Here is a 16048-nt window from a genome sequence, read left to right on the forward strand (position 1 = left end):
GGCATTGGGCATTGTCAAAAATTCTTCTTCATCCCCAGTCCCCAGTCCCCAGTCCCCAGTCCCCAGTCCCCAGTCCCCAGNGATTCTGCCTGGAGCAACTGTTCGCGTCAAGAATCCCGCAGATACCTATTATCGCTACGAAGGACTCGTGCAACGCGTGAGTGATGGCAAAGTAGCCGTATTATTTGAAGGTGGTAACTGGGATAAAGACCAAATCAGGGGCGATAACCAACCCCGTAGAGTTACAGAATAAGATAAACAAGTACCACAAACTGTTGATTCTACTTGGTAAGTTACCCGTTCTTCTATTCCAGGAATCGCCATCACTCGGATACTCAACATCTCTCTGGGATTGACGCGTTCCACAAAAATTCTGATGGGTATCGGTGAAAAGCGTGTTACAGCTTGAAAAATTAATCCTGGTTTGGGTACTAATCCACGGGGGACATTAGTACTCTTAAGTTGTGGATGCCAGGAAACATCTGTTAAGTCAACCACTTTTTGCCACAGTTCATCTACAGAAGCAGAACTAATCTCTCGATACGTCCACACCAGAGAAGCGCAAAACCGACGACGTTTGCGGTGGATGAATTTGGATAACCAACCTTGCATTTTCCTAATCCTCCTCCCTAGACACTTTCTGGTAACTCTGGTATGGTGTGCAACTACGCTTTACTGCTAAATTAAAACTTTCTCAAAAATGCCCTAAACATAGCAAGCCCCGATTCGATACAGACCCTAACAGCCAACATCAGCAATATGGCAAAAAATTTCTGAGTGGGCCAGTCAAATCGTTGATACCTCAAGCTTAAGACTAAAATTTAGTCTTTATACCAGAATATTCCAATTAAGAATTTCAAAAAAAACTAATTCAATATACAAGCCTATACGCATTTGAGGGAAAATAACTCTAGTGATGCCCATCAATCGGATAAATGCTTAACCCAGGAAGAAAAAAGCGGGTTGGGCAAATAGAGCTAGATTGTTGGCGCGTGTTTCCCCCAAATTTTAAAATTAAAAATTTGTGGCTTTCTGGAAATTGTAATTTAGGTTCGGGAATCTATGTTGACCAACTCGCAAATACCAACTGTAGAAGCAGAATCATCCAAGTCTTTGCCCGCAGCTGACGCCCAGATTAGGGTCAGTCAGTTTATGAAACAACTGCAAGACGAAATTACCGAATCATTGGCAAAACTAGATGGTGTGGCTAAATTTAATGAAGATAGTTGGGAACGCCCAGAAGGAGGGGGAGGGCGATCGCGCGTGCTGCGAGATGGTGCAATATTTGAACAAGCAGGTGTAAATTTTTCTGAAGTTCAGGGTTCCCATTTGCCACCCTCAATTTTAACCCAACGCCCTGAAGCCGCAGGGCATGATTTTTATGCCACAGGCACTTCAATGGTATTACATCCTCGCAATCCTTATGTGCCCACAGTTCATCTCAATTATCGCTACTTTGAAGCGGGGCCAGTGTGGTGGTTTGGTGGCGGTCTTGACTTGACACCTTATTACCCCTTTGCTGAAGATGCGGCACATCTACACAAAACGTTAAAACAGGCTTGCGACCAACACCACCCAGAATATTACCCAGTGTTTAAGAAGTGGTGTGATGAATATTTCTACCTCAAGCATCGTGATGAGACACGGGGTGTCGGTGGTCTGTTTTTTGATTACCAAGATGGACAGGGTGCTTTATATCGCGGGCCAAATCCCAATGGGGAAGCGGCGATTTATAGCAACCAAGTGGGAACACCAGCAACCCGCAATTGGGAAGATTTGTTTGGCTTTGTGCAAGACTGTGGCAGAGCATTTTTACCAGCCTACGTACCAATTGTAGAACGGCGCAATGGGATAGAGTATGGCGATCGCCAACGGAATTTTCAACTCTACCGTCGGGGACGTTATGTAGAATTTAACTTGGTTTATGACCGAGGCACTATTTTTGGTCTGCAAACCAATGGACGCACCGAATCAATTCTCATGTCCCTACCTCCCCTAGTGCGCTGGGAATACGGCTATCAACCGGAACCCAATTCCCCTGAAGCCGAGTTGTATGAAACTTTCCTTAAACCTCAAGATTGGATTAATTGGACACCCAAATAGTTGTGAGTGCTGTTAGCGGATAGCTAGGGTTTAGCCCGTGCTGAGTTAGGAGTTAGGAGTTAGGAGTTATAAGAAAGCGATCTTCCCCCGCTGTCTCATTTCCCTCATCTCCCCACTCCCCACTATTTTGGTGAGTTATAACTACTAAAGTTAAGCACTTAGCCGAAAAAGGTGACAAATTTAGCTATAGCTTGTTAATCTCAAGTGACAGCATTAGAAAATTCTGTCACTAGTTAATCTTAAAAGGAATGCCACGGGGAGGGCTTTAGTGATTCATATAGACCAAAAAACTTATACAACCCAAGACGGAAACACCGTTATCGTCTTGACACCATCAGGCCGTCTGGATATCACCACGGCTTGGCAATTTCGTCTGAAGTTACAAGAGTGTATTTCCAAACTCAGTCGCCATGTAGTTGTAAATCTGGCTCAGGTAAATTTTATTGATAGTTCTGGTCTTACGTCTTTGGTAGCTGGAATGCGTGATGCTGATAAAGTCAAAGGCAGTTTCCGCATCTGTAATGTACACCCAGAAGCCAAACTCGTGTTTGAAGTGACGATGATGGATACTGTTTTTGAAATCTTTGAAACAGAAGAGGAAGCTTTAGAAGGTGTACCTCGTAGCATTGCCAGCTAAAAAAGAGTTGGAAGTTAAGAGTGAAGAGTTAATTCATAACTCAAGAACTCATAACTCATAACTTTATCTTATTGAATACTGATTTCGTTTGGTGTAGCGATAAGGCCCCATAATCGCTCCCCAGGTTGCTTTTCCAGTTGCGGGATCAATTCCTTTGTCGTAGCTGTGAAATTCTGTCGCTGTAGCTGCAAAACCTAAAGAAACATGGATGCTATTGCCAAGATAAGTAAAGCTACAACTAGTCTCTGGTAGTGGGGTAGCGGTAAAGTTATAGCGATCGCCAGGTAGTTTCTCCTGAGTAACTGTTAGGATACAACCTGGTAGTAAATCTAATTGTTCGGATGTCAGTGTGTTTAGTAGAGCAGGATTATCACCTGCGCCTTTTAATGCACCTGGATCTTGAGGCATATAATATTGAACTTCCACAGTTGCGTCAGAGTCGCTGCTTTGACGCAACCGGATAATTCGCTGGCGATAAGGTTGATCTAAGGTAATAACGTTAGCCTGTTCGGCAAATAAGGTGATACTATCTTCTGCGAACAGATTAACTGGTCTTTGCCACAGGCACAGGTGGACATACCAAACTGGTTCTGCTATGGCTTGTTCCCGATTATCAAATTTACCAGCTAAGTACTCACCTAAAGCAATTAACTGTGGCGAGAAGTTCATAATTACAATAAATAAATCATTAAGGATAATAATTTTTGGCTAGTTTTTTAGGAGAAAAGGTCTGATCTCCTGTAGCTATCAGTTTATAAAATACTTCTAATGTGTATATATTGTAAATGAAACCGTCACCCGCTAAAAGCTCAACTTGGCAAAGTAGCCTTTAAGCGAGAAAATAAAGATACGTCGCCCTTAACATTTCTTTTTTCTTTGTGAATAACGTCCGTACAGTCTCTGATACAAAGCGAACTTTCTACAATCTTCACACCCGTCCGATCAACACTATTTATCGTCGGGTAGTAGAAGAATTGATGGTGGAAATGCATCTGCTGTCAGTAAATATCGATTTTAGCTACAATCCAATTTATGCCTTGGGTGTCGTCACTACTTTTGATCGCTTCATGGAAGGCTATCAACCAGAACGGGATCAAGAATCAATTTTTAACGCCTTATGTCAGGCTATAGAAAAAGATCCGCAACAATATCGACAGGATGCCCAGAGATTGCAAGCTGTAGCTAAAGGTTTGCCAGTTAAAGATTTAATTGGGTGGCTGGGCCAAACTACTTACCTAGATAGAGATGCTGACTTGCAAGCAGCCCTACAAGCGATCGCCAATAATCCTAACTTTAAATACAACCGTTTGTTCGCAATTGGTGTATTTTCGTTATTAGAACAGTCAGATCCCGAATTAGTCAAAGACGAAAAGCAACTCACTGAGGCGCTAAAAGCGATCGCTGCTGGTTTGCACCTGTCCGATGACAAACTCAACAAGGATTTGGAGTTATACCGTTCTAACCTAGATAAAATGGCGCAAGCGCTAGTAGTGATGGCAGATATCCTCTCAGCCGATCGCAAAAAACGCGAGCAACGTAAACAACAATCAACTACCCCAGTTGCTCCCCCAAGTTCTAACGAATAGTTAAGAGTTAGGAGATGGGAGTTATTCAATTTTAGATTTTAGATTTTTACTTTAATCCAAAATTAAAAATCTAAAATTGCCAGAGTTTAGAGTTACTAATAACTCATCACTCCTAACTCCTAACTCTTAGCTTTAAACGCCCAATATTTTGTAGATTAAGCTGTTAATTATAGTCAGCGTAAATGCCCCAATAACAGCACTCCAAATCCCGTAACGCAAGCGAAAGCCCTCTACTAACCAAGCAGCAATACTAAAACAAACCACGGCAATCATAAATGTGAAAATGCCGGATAATAATTCCAAAGTGAGTAGGTTTGGTACTGCAAAAATGAGACTTAAAATCGGTCTGACTATTGCCGTCACGATACCAAGCACTGCGGCAGAAAGAAACGCTTTACCAGGAGTATCAATTTCAACTCCCAAAGGCAACTTACTAATTATTAACAAGCTGATAGCTGTTACTAGCCAAACAATTAAAAGCGTCACGATATTCATGCCACAACCCCTGATACTAATTAGTAATTTGTAATTCGTAATTAGGACACACTGAAAGACGCTTGATACAAGCGCTTTTCAATCTGTTAACCTATTTGGACATCCTTCCCCAATTTGGTATGAAATGTGGATGGTAATTGGTGATAAATTGCTCAGTCTATAGGTGGAAAAATCTTTAAAGCTCAACCAATTATTTGTAAATTAGCAGTTTTTTTTTATCTAGCTAAGATTTATTCTATATATCTTTAGGTTTGGGAAAAGGCTTGAAGGGGAAGTGGGGAGTGATGAGTTTGAGCCAGTGCTGAGTGCTTGAGTGGGAAATCTCACTTATTTACTCAGAACTCGGAACGGGCTAAACCCTAGCTATCCGCTAACGGAACTCGGAACTACTATGCCCCATCCCCAATTCCCCATTCCCCTATCTCATCTTTTAAGAGGAGGTTGGGTTTGTTTGGGTGCTACAGGCGCTTGAGGCGCTGTTGAGTTAGGAACCACGGGAGAAATACCAGGATTGATAGGACTGATGCCTTGCCCAGCTGGAGGCTGAGTGATGCTAGGAAAGGGTGCAGAATTAGGTGCTAAGGGGAATTTTGGGGTAATATTCCCTTCGGGATTGATTCCTGGAAGTGGCGCAGCACCAGGATTGATTGGGAAAGAGGGGATAGCAGGCTGGTTAGGCGAGTCTATGGATGGTTGAGATGGGCCAGGAATAATTCCCAAAGAAACGCGATCGCCCCCTACTTGTCGTAGCAAGTCCAATGTCTCAATCACATCATTGTAAGTTGCTGTGCGCGAAGCATTCAGCACGACAATGGCATTAGGGTTTGCTTGGAGATACTGTTTTAAGCTCTGTCTCAAATCTTCCTGTTTTACAGGCTGTTTTTCTATGTAAGTATTGCCCACAGCATCAATGGTAACAATCACACTTCCACTCTGTGATGTTATTCCAGAAACTGTACTGGGGCTGGCTTTAGGCAAATCAACATTTATTGCTTGTTGGCGTGTAAATTGTAAAGCTGCTAATAAAAAAAATGTCAGGATACAAAAAACGACATCAATTAAAGGAATGATTTGAATTTGGACTTCTTCAATTGGAGTATGTAGATTAACTTTCATGTCTCACTCTCAAGCCTAGTTTAGGGGTTGAATTATTGACTATTAATTAGGTGTATTCGGAGGTTCAGGAGGTTCAGAAACTCTAGTTTTTCCTGGCTTGCGGGGTGGAGTAAAATTTTCTGGCACAATTGCTGATGTCCTATTGCTAAAGTCAGGAGGAGACTGGCGATAGAGCAATTCCATCTCATTCCCTGCCTTCCGAAAAACTTTGACTTGGTTGACTACAAAACTTTGAAATAGGCGGTAAAATACCAAACTAATGATGGCAACTATTAGCCCACTTGCCGTACTAATTAAGGATTCACCAATACCAGTAGTCACCCCAGCAGTAGATTCAGTTCCCAAATCGCCAATCCGAATTGAGCGCAGAGAGTGGATTAAACCCAAAACTGTTCCCAATAATCCCAGCAACGGCGCTAAGGCAATCACGGCTTCTAAAAGTTTTTCACCCCTTCGCATCCCAGCTAATTCGTCTTCTGCCGTAGCCTCCAGTGCTAGTCGAAAGGTTTCCGCATCACTTTTCGCTAAACGTAGAGGGGCGTAGAGAAAACGCCCGACAGGTTGATGGCTTGCTTGTCTGGCGATGTCCGCAGCTACTTCCCAATTATCCTGGGCAGCATCCAGGATGCGATTGACTATTTGCTTTTCCTGAGTCAACATTCGCAACCAGAACCACAAACGCTCGAAAATGACACTCAAAGCCAGAATCGACAGAATTAGCAAAGGCCACATTGCTGGCCCACCCTTGTAAAACAAATCTAAAATATCCACTGTTTAAATTTCCTCCCTCCACGACTAAAGCAAATGTGTTAAGGCATTTTAATTCTAGAGATTAATGCAAAATGAGGGACTTCCAAAATATAAATTTCTCGAAAACCTAAAAAAACAGTGCAAGGATGACGTATTTGACTGATACTGCTGTACAAACTTGCTGCTGGGTAGGCAATTGAATGATAGACCGATAATTTTTGGCATACTTTTGTTAGACTTCCTTGTAATACCAATTTGAAAAAAGAATGCAATACATAGATAAGACCCTACCCAACCCTCTCCAAGGCTTCGGGGAGGGTGTGCATCAGTGAGGGTGAGGTGTTTTGGTCGCAAACATTTTTTGAATTGATATAACCTGAATCACCACAGGATATTTTCACGTAAAGGAGAACAAATTTTGGCAGCAGTCCGAGTCCGCCAGCATGTTAATCCACTTGGTAAAAAGTATCAAACACCAGCAAGTCCCCTTGACTGGGAAAAAATTTATGCAAAGCCAAATCAACCACTACATTTAGATATTGGCTGCGCTAAGGGACTTTTTTTGTTGAATATGGCCAAGATAGAACCTAACTGGAATTTTCTCGGCTTAGAAATTCGAGAACCGCTGGTGGTAGAGGCGAATAAGTTATGTTCTGAGTTGGCTTTAACAAACCTGCACTACTTGTTTTGCAATGTGAATAACTCACTGCAATCGCTTTTATCTTCCCTGCCTCTAGGAAGTTTACAACGCGTTACTATTCAATTTCCCGATCCTTGGTTTAAAACGCGCCACGCTAAACGTCGTGTAGTCCAACCAGAACTAGTGGCAGACTTAGCTAATTATCTCGCTGTTGGGGGGTTGGTATTTCTGCAATCAGATATGGAATTTGTTGCTGTAGAAATGCGCGATCGCTTTGCTGCTAATTCAGCTTTTCAGAAAGTTGGTGCAGGAGAATGGCTAGCCGAAAATCCGCTACCAGTACCCACAGAACGGGAAATAGGCACGCAAAAAAAGGGTGAGCCTGTCTATCGAGCTTTGTTTGAAAGGGTGAGAAGTACAGAATAGAGATGTTTATAATATCAACTCTATTCCCAAATGTTGAATTTGAAGTTTTATTGAGCAGCCTTATAAATATTTATTAATATTACTTAAGTCTTGCTTGTTATATTTTCATTAAACATTGCCCAGAATTGGAAAGTTTTTTGGGACATAAATGTTTTATTAAGGGTCAAAATTTTGAATTGGTATTACTTAAAAAGTCAGATAGCGCAATCAAGCAGACAAAAATCAATACTTAGTTTCCTGTGTCTGTGCGTCGATAATCACACTCCAGTCATCGTTGTTCACAGCAGCCTCAAGTTGACGCTGACGTTCGGCTTCACTCGCATCTATTGTTTCTAACTCTTTAGAAAGAGTTGTATCAGCCATTGCTTTCCGCAGTTTTAGCTTTTTCTCCTCGTAGGCTTGAAGTTGGGCTTCTGACATTACCGCCTTAGTCGCTTCACCTACCGTACTAGCCCACATTCCGCAATCATTTGCATTACCAGGTGGCGTACTTTCGAGTTCTGCTATCCACGCATCTCGCAAATCTTCCATTTCTTGACGCTTGGGAAACTTGAATGCTTGCACAAGTACAAAAGCACACTTTTGTTCGCCATTTTGGCGAAGATGGCCGTTTAGGGAAAGCAACACATTCCGAGAATAGCCAATGTACTGCGTGCGGCGTTCTGCATCTAATACTGCGTAAACTCCGGCAATTTTAGCGTTCTGAGCAGCCACACTCCAAGTCTCAAGGTCAATGATTTCAGTACCATTATTTGCCAGTTCAGGAGTTATACTCACCTCAATGGCGGCGTGTTCGTTGTCAGAACTATACAAAAAATCATGCAGTCCACGGTGGTTTATGGGGACATTTTGATGTTCAATTGGCGGATTGTGCTGAGTTTCCATTGCAGTTGATCTCCAAGTTATTAATTAGTGATGTTCTACGACGAGCTTCTCTACGTTCGCGTAGCGTGTCGTAGACAGAGGCTACGCCAATGCTTACACAAGCAAATAATGCCCTTAAAATATTGAAGCTTAAATCTACTCACATCTCCAAATTCTTTTTCTGACAAAGTGAAAATAACTATTAAACTTCCTATGAATCAATTGATACCTAAAAATTGGATGTTCATCAAACAGCGACTTACCCCTTATTTATTTTTATTACCCGCCTTAGTTCTTTTAGGCTTAACTGTCTTTTGGCCTGCACTACAAGCGTTTTACCTCAGTTTTACCAGCTATGAAGATATTGCCCAGCCACCACAATGGATAGGTTTCGCCAACTTCCTCAAGCTTTGGAAGGATGTAGTTTTTTGGAAAACCTTGGAAAACACTTTTTTATATCTTGTGGGTGTAGTACCAATTTTAGTAATTGCTCCTTTAATACTGGCAATTTTAGTAAATCAGAAACTGCGGGGGATGAATTGGTTTAGAGCAGCTTACTATACTCCAGTGGTAATTTCAATGGTGGTTGCAGGAATCGCTTGGAAATGGCTGTATGCAGAAAACGGATTACTGAATCAGTTATTTAAAGCTTTAGGTCTTTTTCCAGAAGGTATTCCTTGGCTAACTAGCCCAGCAAAAATTTTTGGCATTGTACCAATTTCTCTTGCCAGCGTCATGGCTGTCACCGTGTGGAAGGGATTAGGCTACTACATGGTGATTTATTTAGCGGGGTTGCAATCAATTCCCGCTGATGTGTATGAAGCCGCAGCCATTGATGGCTCTGATGGTATTAGCAAACATTGGGATATTACCATACCTTTGATGAAGCCATATCTAGCGCTAGTGGCGGTAATTTCGGCTATTTCTGCGACCAAAGTCTTTGAAGAAGTCTACATTATGACTCAAGGAGGCCCACTCAGTAGCTCGAAGACGATTGTTTATTATTTATATGAGCAAGCCTTCAACAACTTGGAAATTAGCTATGCTTGCACGATTGGGTTGGTACTATTTTTAATAATTTTAGGCTTGTCAGTTTTGCGATTAGCTATTAATCAGCAAGGTGATGATATCACAATTTAATATTACCTGAATTTAAATATATTCAATTTAGAAAAATTATCTTCTCTCATCTTCGAGAATCTGAAAATATTCAAATATCGAGAGTGCATGAAAACAGACACGATTTTTTACACCTTATTCCAAACTCTTCCAGATGTCTTATTTGAACTTTTGGAACAATCGCAAGCTTTAGCATTACACTACCAATTTACCTCAGTAGAAATCAAAGAACTAGCACGTCGTATCGATGGCTTATTCTTACCCAAACCTGAATTTCCAGAAGACACAATCTATTTTGTTGAAGTACAGTTTCAGCGCGATGATGATATTTACTGGCGAATAATCACAGAAGCTTTCCTCTATATAAATCAATATAAACCTCAACGTCGCTGGCAAGCAGTATTACTTTTTGCTCAACGTAATCTCGACCCAGGTATACCATTCATTTATCAAACATCATTAGCTCCACAGCAAATTCGTATAATTTATTTAGACGAATTAGATAATGTACCATCATCTTCGATTGGGCTAGGCGTAATTAAGTTAGTAGTTGCAGCAGAAGATCAAGCCGTACAGCAAGCGAAAAACTTGATAAAACAAGTACAACAAACGGATGAAGCTAACCGTAGTAATCTTTTAGAATTAGTAGAGAGAATGCTTATCTACAAATTTGTAAACAAAAGTCAGCAGGAGTTAGAAGCGATGTTTGGATTAACCGATTGGAGACAAACTAAATTTTACCAGGAAGTAAAGGAAGAAACAAAGCAGGAAGTAAAAGAAGAGGTTCGCGAAGAAACAAAGCTGGAGACTATACCCCGTCTGCTTAAGTTGGGTTTAAGTATAGAGCAAATTGCTGAAGCATTAGAATTGGATGTTAAACAAGTACAACAAGCTATTGAGAAGCAAGGAGAAGAGGAAACAGGAAGCAATTCGTAATTGAAGAGATTTATTTAAAATCGCTTTTGATATTCCACTACAGCACGACTGTCATCGGTTAAGTTAGTGGAGGCACGCACGCGAAATTCATTATTTATCCGGTAATTAATACCCCATTGAAAGGGGTCGTTTGTTGTCAAAATTTTGATACTGGAAACAGATATTTTGGAAGAAATGTCAACCCCAGCCTCCGCTGCTAATTCCAAACTTGAATTGCTTCTTCCGGCTTCGGGATTCTCAGAAATAACGGTAGGAAATATCCGTAGTTCACTTAAGCCAAAAGTACTCCCAATTTGGTTAAAAGCTGACTGAAAATTGTTAAACACAGCCGAACCTGCAATGTTAATCAGACCTAAAGTACTGTCTGCACGTCCTTGGGTGTCTACAAATCCACCTCCTAAAAGAGCAACAATTTCAGTTTGACTACGTGACGGACTACTTGTTAATTCTATATTTTCATTTAGTTTACTAGCTAAACCGTTGATAGTAGCTTCGACTCGAACACTCTCTAACGCTGATAAACCTGTAGAATTTACCCGGCTGAAGTCATTACTTTGAGTTACATCTAGTACTTTGGCAAATAGCCGAATATCTAAGTTGGGGTCGCGGGGTTGAGAAGGACTAAATGTTGCAGTGTGTTTATAGCCACGAGCAAGGTTAAATTGGGTAGTAAATAAATTTACCCCTCCTTTTTCTAACTGGATGGTGCCATCGGGTATCGGCTGATTGATTAAGCCGTTAACTATGAGATTACCAGTGGCGCGGAAGTTGAGAATAGGGTCACGGGTAATTTGGACGTTTTTACCTAGTTCCAAATCTAAATTATTAAATCTGGCGTTAGTATTTCCCGTCCCATTTCCAATTTCAGATTTGCTCTGCTTATTGTCTTTTGTAGGTGATACGCCAATACTACCATTTTCAGATGTCGTGGCGTCGGTAGATTCTGCCAGCAATACTTTACCATCAAATAAATTTACTCTACCGCCAATTATGGGATTAAGGGCAGAACCAGTAATCTGCAAATTGCCACTAGCGCCTCCCTGATAAAGTCCTTTGAGATTCAATGCAAGCTGATCAAGATTAACAGTCAGGGGATTTTTGATAGTTACGTTCTCATTGTTGAAGATGGGAATTTCCCCAGCAACTTCTACCGTCCCACGGCTAAATCTACCTTGAAGATTTTCTACTAAGATGCTGTCAAAATTAAACAGTACTCTACCTGTGACACCTCTCAGCTTACGTGGCAAAGCCTGGGCTGAAAAAGTAGCATCATTGATAGTAGCAATTCCATTTACTTCGGGTTTTTGCAATGTTCCCCGCACTTTGAGGTTTACTTCTCCTTCACCTTTCTCAAATACCACTTGATTAGTCAATGCGTTTAACAGCCCCAATCCCTCGTTTTCCAACTTCATATCCAAACTGATTTGATCGCTGTCTGGTGCGACGGAAGCAAAAGGCAATTTATAAGGGATGCTACCAGTAATATCAACAGGTTTTGGCCCAGCAACTGCTACAGTACTACCAAAGTTTAAGCGTCCATTGGCATAGCTAAAACTTGCTGTTGCTGATTCTATTTTGCTCTGATTTAATATTCCTTCTGTGATTTGCAATTCTCCTCTAGCTTGGGGATTAGCAATGCTGCCGGCTAAAGCTGCTGTACCGTTAAGATTACCTGTGATTCCAACTGGTAGTTTGACAACATTATTCAATAGTTGTACTGGAAAATTATTCACCCGCAATTGACCAGATTGTTCATCACCACCAACGTTACCCGTAAACGCAATCAGCCTGTTTTGAGATTCGATTCGTAATGGTCGCAAGCTTAAAACACCGTTCTCAAAGTTGCCTTCAGCAATCACTTTTTCGGCAGTATAAAAACGATTTCTTTCTTCCTTTTTACCCCAGGCAAAGTCTTGTCCATTCAAATTAAAATCCACTGATAATCCATTGGCTGTAGCTGTATTTACAGCCACTTCCCCATTGAAAGTCCCCTTTAAGTCTGCCAAATCTGGTATTGGAGTGGAATTCAGTCGCTGTTCTTCCTGTTCTGCCACTAAAGCTTCAATTTCAGAAAACCGTTGGATTTGGGTGAATAAAGGTTCATTTGGTGTTCCTTGGGGGTTGGTAGTCAGATCCGCTGCTGTGCCGTAGATTTCTGCCGAACCACCTGGCAAATTTTGTAAATCAAATACCTTTGCTACAGCCAGAACATCTTGGATCTCACCCTGCTTGACGTTTAGTTTACCTTGTAATTGAGGCCCTTTAGGGTTTTGAACCACAGTACCAACAAGGGCGTAGCTACTTTTCCCTTTGACAAATTCGCTACTAGTGAGTGTGGCTTTACCTTCACCGTAGCGGAATTGAGCAGCTATTCGATCGCCTTTAACCCGGCCAATTTGCGGATTTGCGATCGCTAAATTCCCTGTTGTTGCCAATGTCTGCTGATTAAACAGCAAATCCCCAGTTAACAATCCAGCTATCTTACCAGTACCCAATCGAGTAATTGGTGGCGGAGTCAAATTCAATATTTGTAAGGGGAAATTGGCAACTTTCAGCGCCCAATCATTTCCTTGGACATTACCTGTGGCTGATGCTTGCTGCCACTTGACTAAGAAAGATTTCGGGCGATTATTAGCATCTAAATTGAAGGATAAGCGATCGCTATTACCTGCCAAGTTTAAACTCAAACCGCGTCCCTGTACTGAATCGATGTTTCCAGTTAACAACGACTCAAAAGCAATATCTTGAACAACCAAGTCTCGTAAGTTGATTTGCCCTACTACATTTGGCAAGGGCAACTTACCAGTGATTTGACCGTTAAAATCTACTCTTCCCGCCACAGCAACTTGATTGGGAAGATTAATCGGTAACTGTTTTAAGTTGTAATTCTGCGCCTGGACGTTGAGATTTAGGGCAGTAATTTCCGGTATACCTGCTTTTTTTGCATTGGCTAATATGTTACCAGTCACACTTAAACCGGGAGCAGTTGCTCGCTCAATGGTCAGCCTTTCACCACTCCAAGCGATCGCAGCACTCAAAGGTTGCTCTAGGCCAGGGATACCTTGGGATAGTTGCACCTGTCCAGCAGCACGCACATCAGCTAGTTTGGACGATCCTAGCGTACCGGCTAATTGTAACTGACCGCCAAACTGACCCCGCAATTGCTGATTTAACCGATTTAATTCCACACCGGAAGCATCAACTACAGCTTGATAGCGACCATTAGCTACTTGGATATTAGAGGCTGTAATATTTCCACCTGCAACATCCAGGCGTCCCTGACCGTTGGCTTGGATAGTTTGTGGTTGGAAGGATTCAACAGAACCCGCCACGTTTGCTTGACCAGTTAACGTCCCTCGAAACTGTGGTGGTACTGCTGCTAATTGTTGTAACGGTACATTAGTTGCCTGAACTTGCGCCTGGTATACACCATTACCCACTTGGATATTAGAGGCTGTAATAGTTCCACCCGCAACATTTATCCGCGCCTGACCGTTGGCTTGGATCGTTTGCGGTTTAAAAGAATCAACAGAACCTGCCACGTTTACTTGACCAGTTAACGTCCCTCTAAATTGCGGTGGTACTGCTGCCAACTGGCGCACAGGTACATTATTCGCTTGAACTTGCGCCTGATAGACACCGTTAGCAAGTTGGATATTAGAGGCCGTAATAGTTCCACCCGCAACATTTATCCGCGCCTGACCATTGGCTTGAATAGTTTGCGGTTTAAAAGAATCAACAGAACCCGCTACGTTGAACTGACCATTTAACGCCCCTTGAAACTGCTTTGGTACTTTTGCCAACTTCTGCACAGGCACATTCTTAGCCTGAACTTGGGCCTGATATACACCATTCGCCACTTGGATATTAGAGGCTGTAATCGTACCCCTGCCAATAGCAAGGCGACCCTCACCACTCCCACGCATGGTTTTCAGGCTGAAATCATCTCTGCTACCTGCGATTTGGAATGTTCCCGCCAAAGGATTATCTAAAACTGGAGGAGACTGTTTCAATATTTGTCCCAACCGTACACCATTAGCTACAAGTTGAGCCGAGAAACTTTGGTCTTGCAGTTGGATATTAGAAACTGCAACTGTACCGCCACCAATTTGAACTCCTGCACCATCACTGCGAATTGTGGCAATTTCAAATGGTGCTGTGCTGCCTGAGAGGAGGAGACGACCATTGAACTGTGCCCCAGCCAAAGAGACATTTTGCAGTTGACTCTTATCTACAAAGGGTTCTAATTTTACCCCAGAGGAAACAGCCACAGCTTGCCAACGCTCATTGGCATAACTACCAGTTGCCCGAACAGTTCCACCACTGACATTCAGAGCCACATTGCGGAAAGAGACGTTGCGATTTGGAGCGATCGCAACCTCGCCTGTTCCAGGGTAAGTTCCGTTAGGAGCTTGGAACTGTACCACAGTTTGGATATTGGTGGAAGGGCCAGTTAGTTGAGCTGTACCTGAAACATTGCCGATTTGGAACGCAGGTGTTGTTTCATAAACTTTGGCGATCGCATCTCCTGGAACATTCTTGGCGGCGAAATTTAAATCCAGTCGCGGACTCTTACCAAGTTTAATTGTACCAGCGCCCGTGATTTCACCACCAACTTTAGCTTTACCTTGAATATCTTTCAGGGTAATTAAAGAGGAACTAGTAACAAGCTCAAACTTACTACTGATGCTATTAAAATCAACTTTATCAATCCGAGCAGTTTGAATCGTGGCAACTGAGCCGGAGAGAATTGGTTCTTTAGTTGACCCAGTAATCTGCAAAGAAGCTTGTACTTGTCCAGCGATCGGTACAGGTAATTTTACCTTGAGAGTCTCTTGGGCATTCGCCAAACTTACCGCATTTACACGCGCTGCCAATTTAAAGCCTGCTTTAGAGTCGATGATTCCCGTAGCCACTAAAGGAATTTTGCCGTAGTTGCTAGTCACATTATTTAACTGCAACTCCGTTCCTTGGAAGTGCAGGTTTCCTTGGCTATTACTCAACAATTGCGGGACTTTGGGTATTTGCAGCGTTACCCCTTGCACAGTAGCATTGCCAAACAATAAAGTCTGCTGTCCTGGTGTCAACCGAATTAACAAGTCGCCATTGGCTCGACCCGCCTGTAAGTTAATTGGTAACTTAATCAACCGAGTAATATTCTCAGCCAGAAAATCTTGTGCTTGCACCTGGAAAGTCCCTGCTAGCACCTTAGAACGCGTCTCTCCCTGAATGGAAATATTGCCACCACTGTCCGCTTGACCCCCGACTTCAAACCGGATCAACTGGTTATTTGCTAAAAGTTGAGCAGATCCATTGAGTTGAGAAAATGTTACGGGGGATGAGGGAGATGAGGAGGATGTTGCTCCCCCTGCCCCC

13 protein-coding genes and 1 pseudogene are annotated in these 16048 nt (G+C 42.3%); 7 read left to right on the forward strand and 7 right to left on the reverse strand.

What is annotated here, in order from left to right:
- The first annotated feature begins 82 nt into the window (after window positions 1–82).
- The gene (locus tag CDG76_RS25575; RefSeq protein WP_094351817.1) at window positions 83–253 is read left to right on the forward strand and encodes an NAD(P)H dehydrogenase subunit NdhS; all 171 of its coding nucleotides are present in this window, start codon (window positions 83–85) and stop codon (window positions 251–253) included.
- Here CDG76_RS25575 and CDG76_RS25580 read toward each other — a convergent pair.
- A pseudogene (locus tag CDG76_RS25580) lies at window positions 199–612 on the reverse strand (SRPBCC family protein); the annotation flags it as partial. The gene CDG76_RS25575 and the pseudogene CDG76_RS25580 sit on opposite strands and share 55 nt — an antisense overlap.
- 450 nt (window positions 613–1062) lie before the next feature.
- Here CDG76_RS25580 and hemF point away from each other — a divergent pair.
- Together hemF and CDG76_RS25590 are read left to right on the forward strand one after the other, a co-directional pair.
- Window positions 1063–2103 carry an oxygen-dependent coproporphyrinogen oxidase gene (gene hemF, locus CDG76_RS25585; protein ID WP_094351700.1) on the forward strand — a complete coding sequence of 347 codons (1041 nt, stop codon included), beginning with the start codon at window positions 1063–1065 and terminating at the stop codon, window positions 2101–2103.
- A 268-nt stretch (window positions 2104–2371) separates the two neighbouring features.
- Window positions 2372–2740, forward strand: coding sequence for an STAS domain-containing protein (locus CDG76_RS25590; RefSeq protein WP_094351701.1), 369 nt, complete (start codon window positions 2372–2374; stop codon window positions 2738–2740).
- A 63-nt stretch (window positions 2741–2803) separates the two neighbouring features.
- Here CDG76_RS25590 and CDG76_RS25595 read toward each other — a convergent pair whose 3' ends face one another.
- A complete protein-coding gene (locus CDG76_RS25595) occupies window positions 2804–3409 on the reverse strand; it encodes a chromophore lyase CpcT/CpeT (protein ID WP_094351702.1) in 606 nt (201 codons plus the stop codon).
- Window positions 3410–3618: 209 nt separating this feature from the next.
- Here CDG76_RS25595 and psb29 point away from each other — a divergent pair, with 209 nt between their 5' ends.
- Window positions 3619–4326: a photosystem II biogenesis protein Psp29 gene (gene psb29, locus CDG76_RS25600; RefSeq protein WP_094351703.1), complete on the forward strand. Its 708-nt coding sequence runs from the start codon at window positions 3619–3621 to the stop codon at window positions 4324–4326.
- A 132-nt stretch (window positions 4327–4458) separates the two neighbouring features.
- On the opposite strand, the gene CDG76_RS25605 is transcribed toward psb29, so the two are convergent.
- From CDG76_RS25605 to CDG76_RS25615, 3 genes are all read right to left on the reverse strand, one after another.
- Complete coding sequence (locus tag CDG76_RS25605) at window positions 4459–4821, reverse strand: phage holin family protein (RefSeq protein ID WP_094351704.1); 363 nt, start codon at window positions 4819–4821, stop codon at window positions 4459–4461.
- A 423-nt stretch (window positions 4822–5244) separates the two neighbouring features.
- Complete coding sequence (locus CDG76_RS25610) at window positions 5245–5937, reverse strand: ExbD/TolR family protein (protein ID WP_094351705.1); 693 nt, start codon at window positions 5935–5937, stop codon at window positions 5245–5247.
- Window positions 5938–5979: 42 nt separating this feature from the next.
- Window positions 5980–6708 carry a MotA/TolQ/ExbB proton channel family protein gene (locus tag CDG76_RS25615; RefSeq protein WP_094351706.1) on the reverse strand — a complete coding sequence of 243 codons (729 nt, stop codon included), beginning with the start codon at window positions 6706–6708 and terminating at the stop codon, window positions 5980–5982.
- Window positions 6709–7105: 397 nt separating this feature from the next.
- Here CDG76_RS25615 and trmB point away from each other — a divergent pair, with 397 nt between their 5' ends.
- Entirely contained in the window at window positions 7106–7753 is a 648-nt protein-coding gene (gene trmB / locus CDG76_RS25620; RefSeq protein WP_094351707.1) for a tRNA (guanosine(46)-N7)-methyltransferase TrmB, read from the forward strand.
- A 222-nt stretch (window positions 7754–7975) separates the two neighbouring features.
- On the opposite strand, the gene CDG76_RS25625 is transcribed toward trmB, so the two are convergent.
- Window positions 7976–8638 carry a GIY-YIG nuclease family protein gene (locus CDG76_RS25625; protein ID WP_094351708.1) on the reverse strand — a complete coding sequence of 221 codons (663 nt, stop codon included), beginning with the start codon at window positions 8636–8638 and terminating at the stop codon, window positions 7976–7978.
- Between the two features lie 192 nt (window positions 8639–8830).
- On the opposite strand from CDG76_RS25625, the gene CDG76_RS25630 reads away from it, so the two are divergent.
- Together CDG76_RS25630 and CDG76_RS25635 are read left to right on the forward strand one after the other, a co-directional pair.
- A complete protein-coding gene (locus tag CDG76_RS25630; protein ID WP_094351709.1) occupies window positions 8831–9757 on the forward strand; it encodes a carbohydrate ABC transporter permease in 927 nt (308 codons plus the stop codon).
- 87 nt (window positions 9758–9844) lie between these two features.
- Window positions 9845–10672 carry an Rpn family recombination-promoting nuclease/putative transposase gene (locus tag CDG76_RS25635; RefSeq protein ID WP_094351710.1) on the forward strand — a complete coding sequence of 276 codons (828 nt, stop codon included), beginning with the start codon at window positions 9845–9847 and terminating at the stop codon, window positions 10670–10672.
- 14 nt (window positions 10673–10686) lie between these two features.
- Here CDG76_RS25635 and CDG76_RS25640 read toward each other — a convergent pair.
- Window positions 10687–16048: translocation/assembly module TamB domain-containing protein (locus CDG76_RS25640; RefSeq protein ID WP_223265379.1), on the reverse strand; the 5362-nt coding region annotated here is incomplete at its 5' end.

The organism is Nostoc sp. 'Peltigera membranacea cyanobiont' 210A (assembly GCF_002246015.1).
GTDB lineage: Bacteria > Cyanobacteriota > Cyanobacteriia > Cyanobacteriales > Nostocaceae > Nostoc.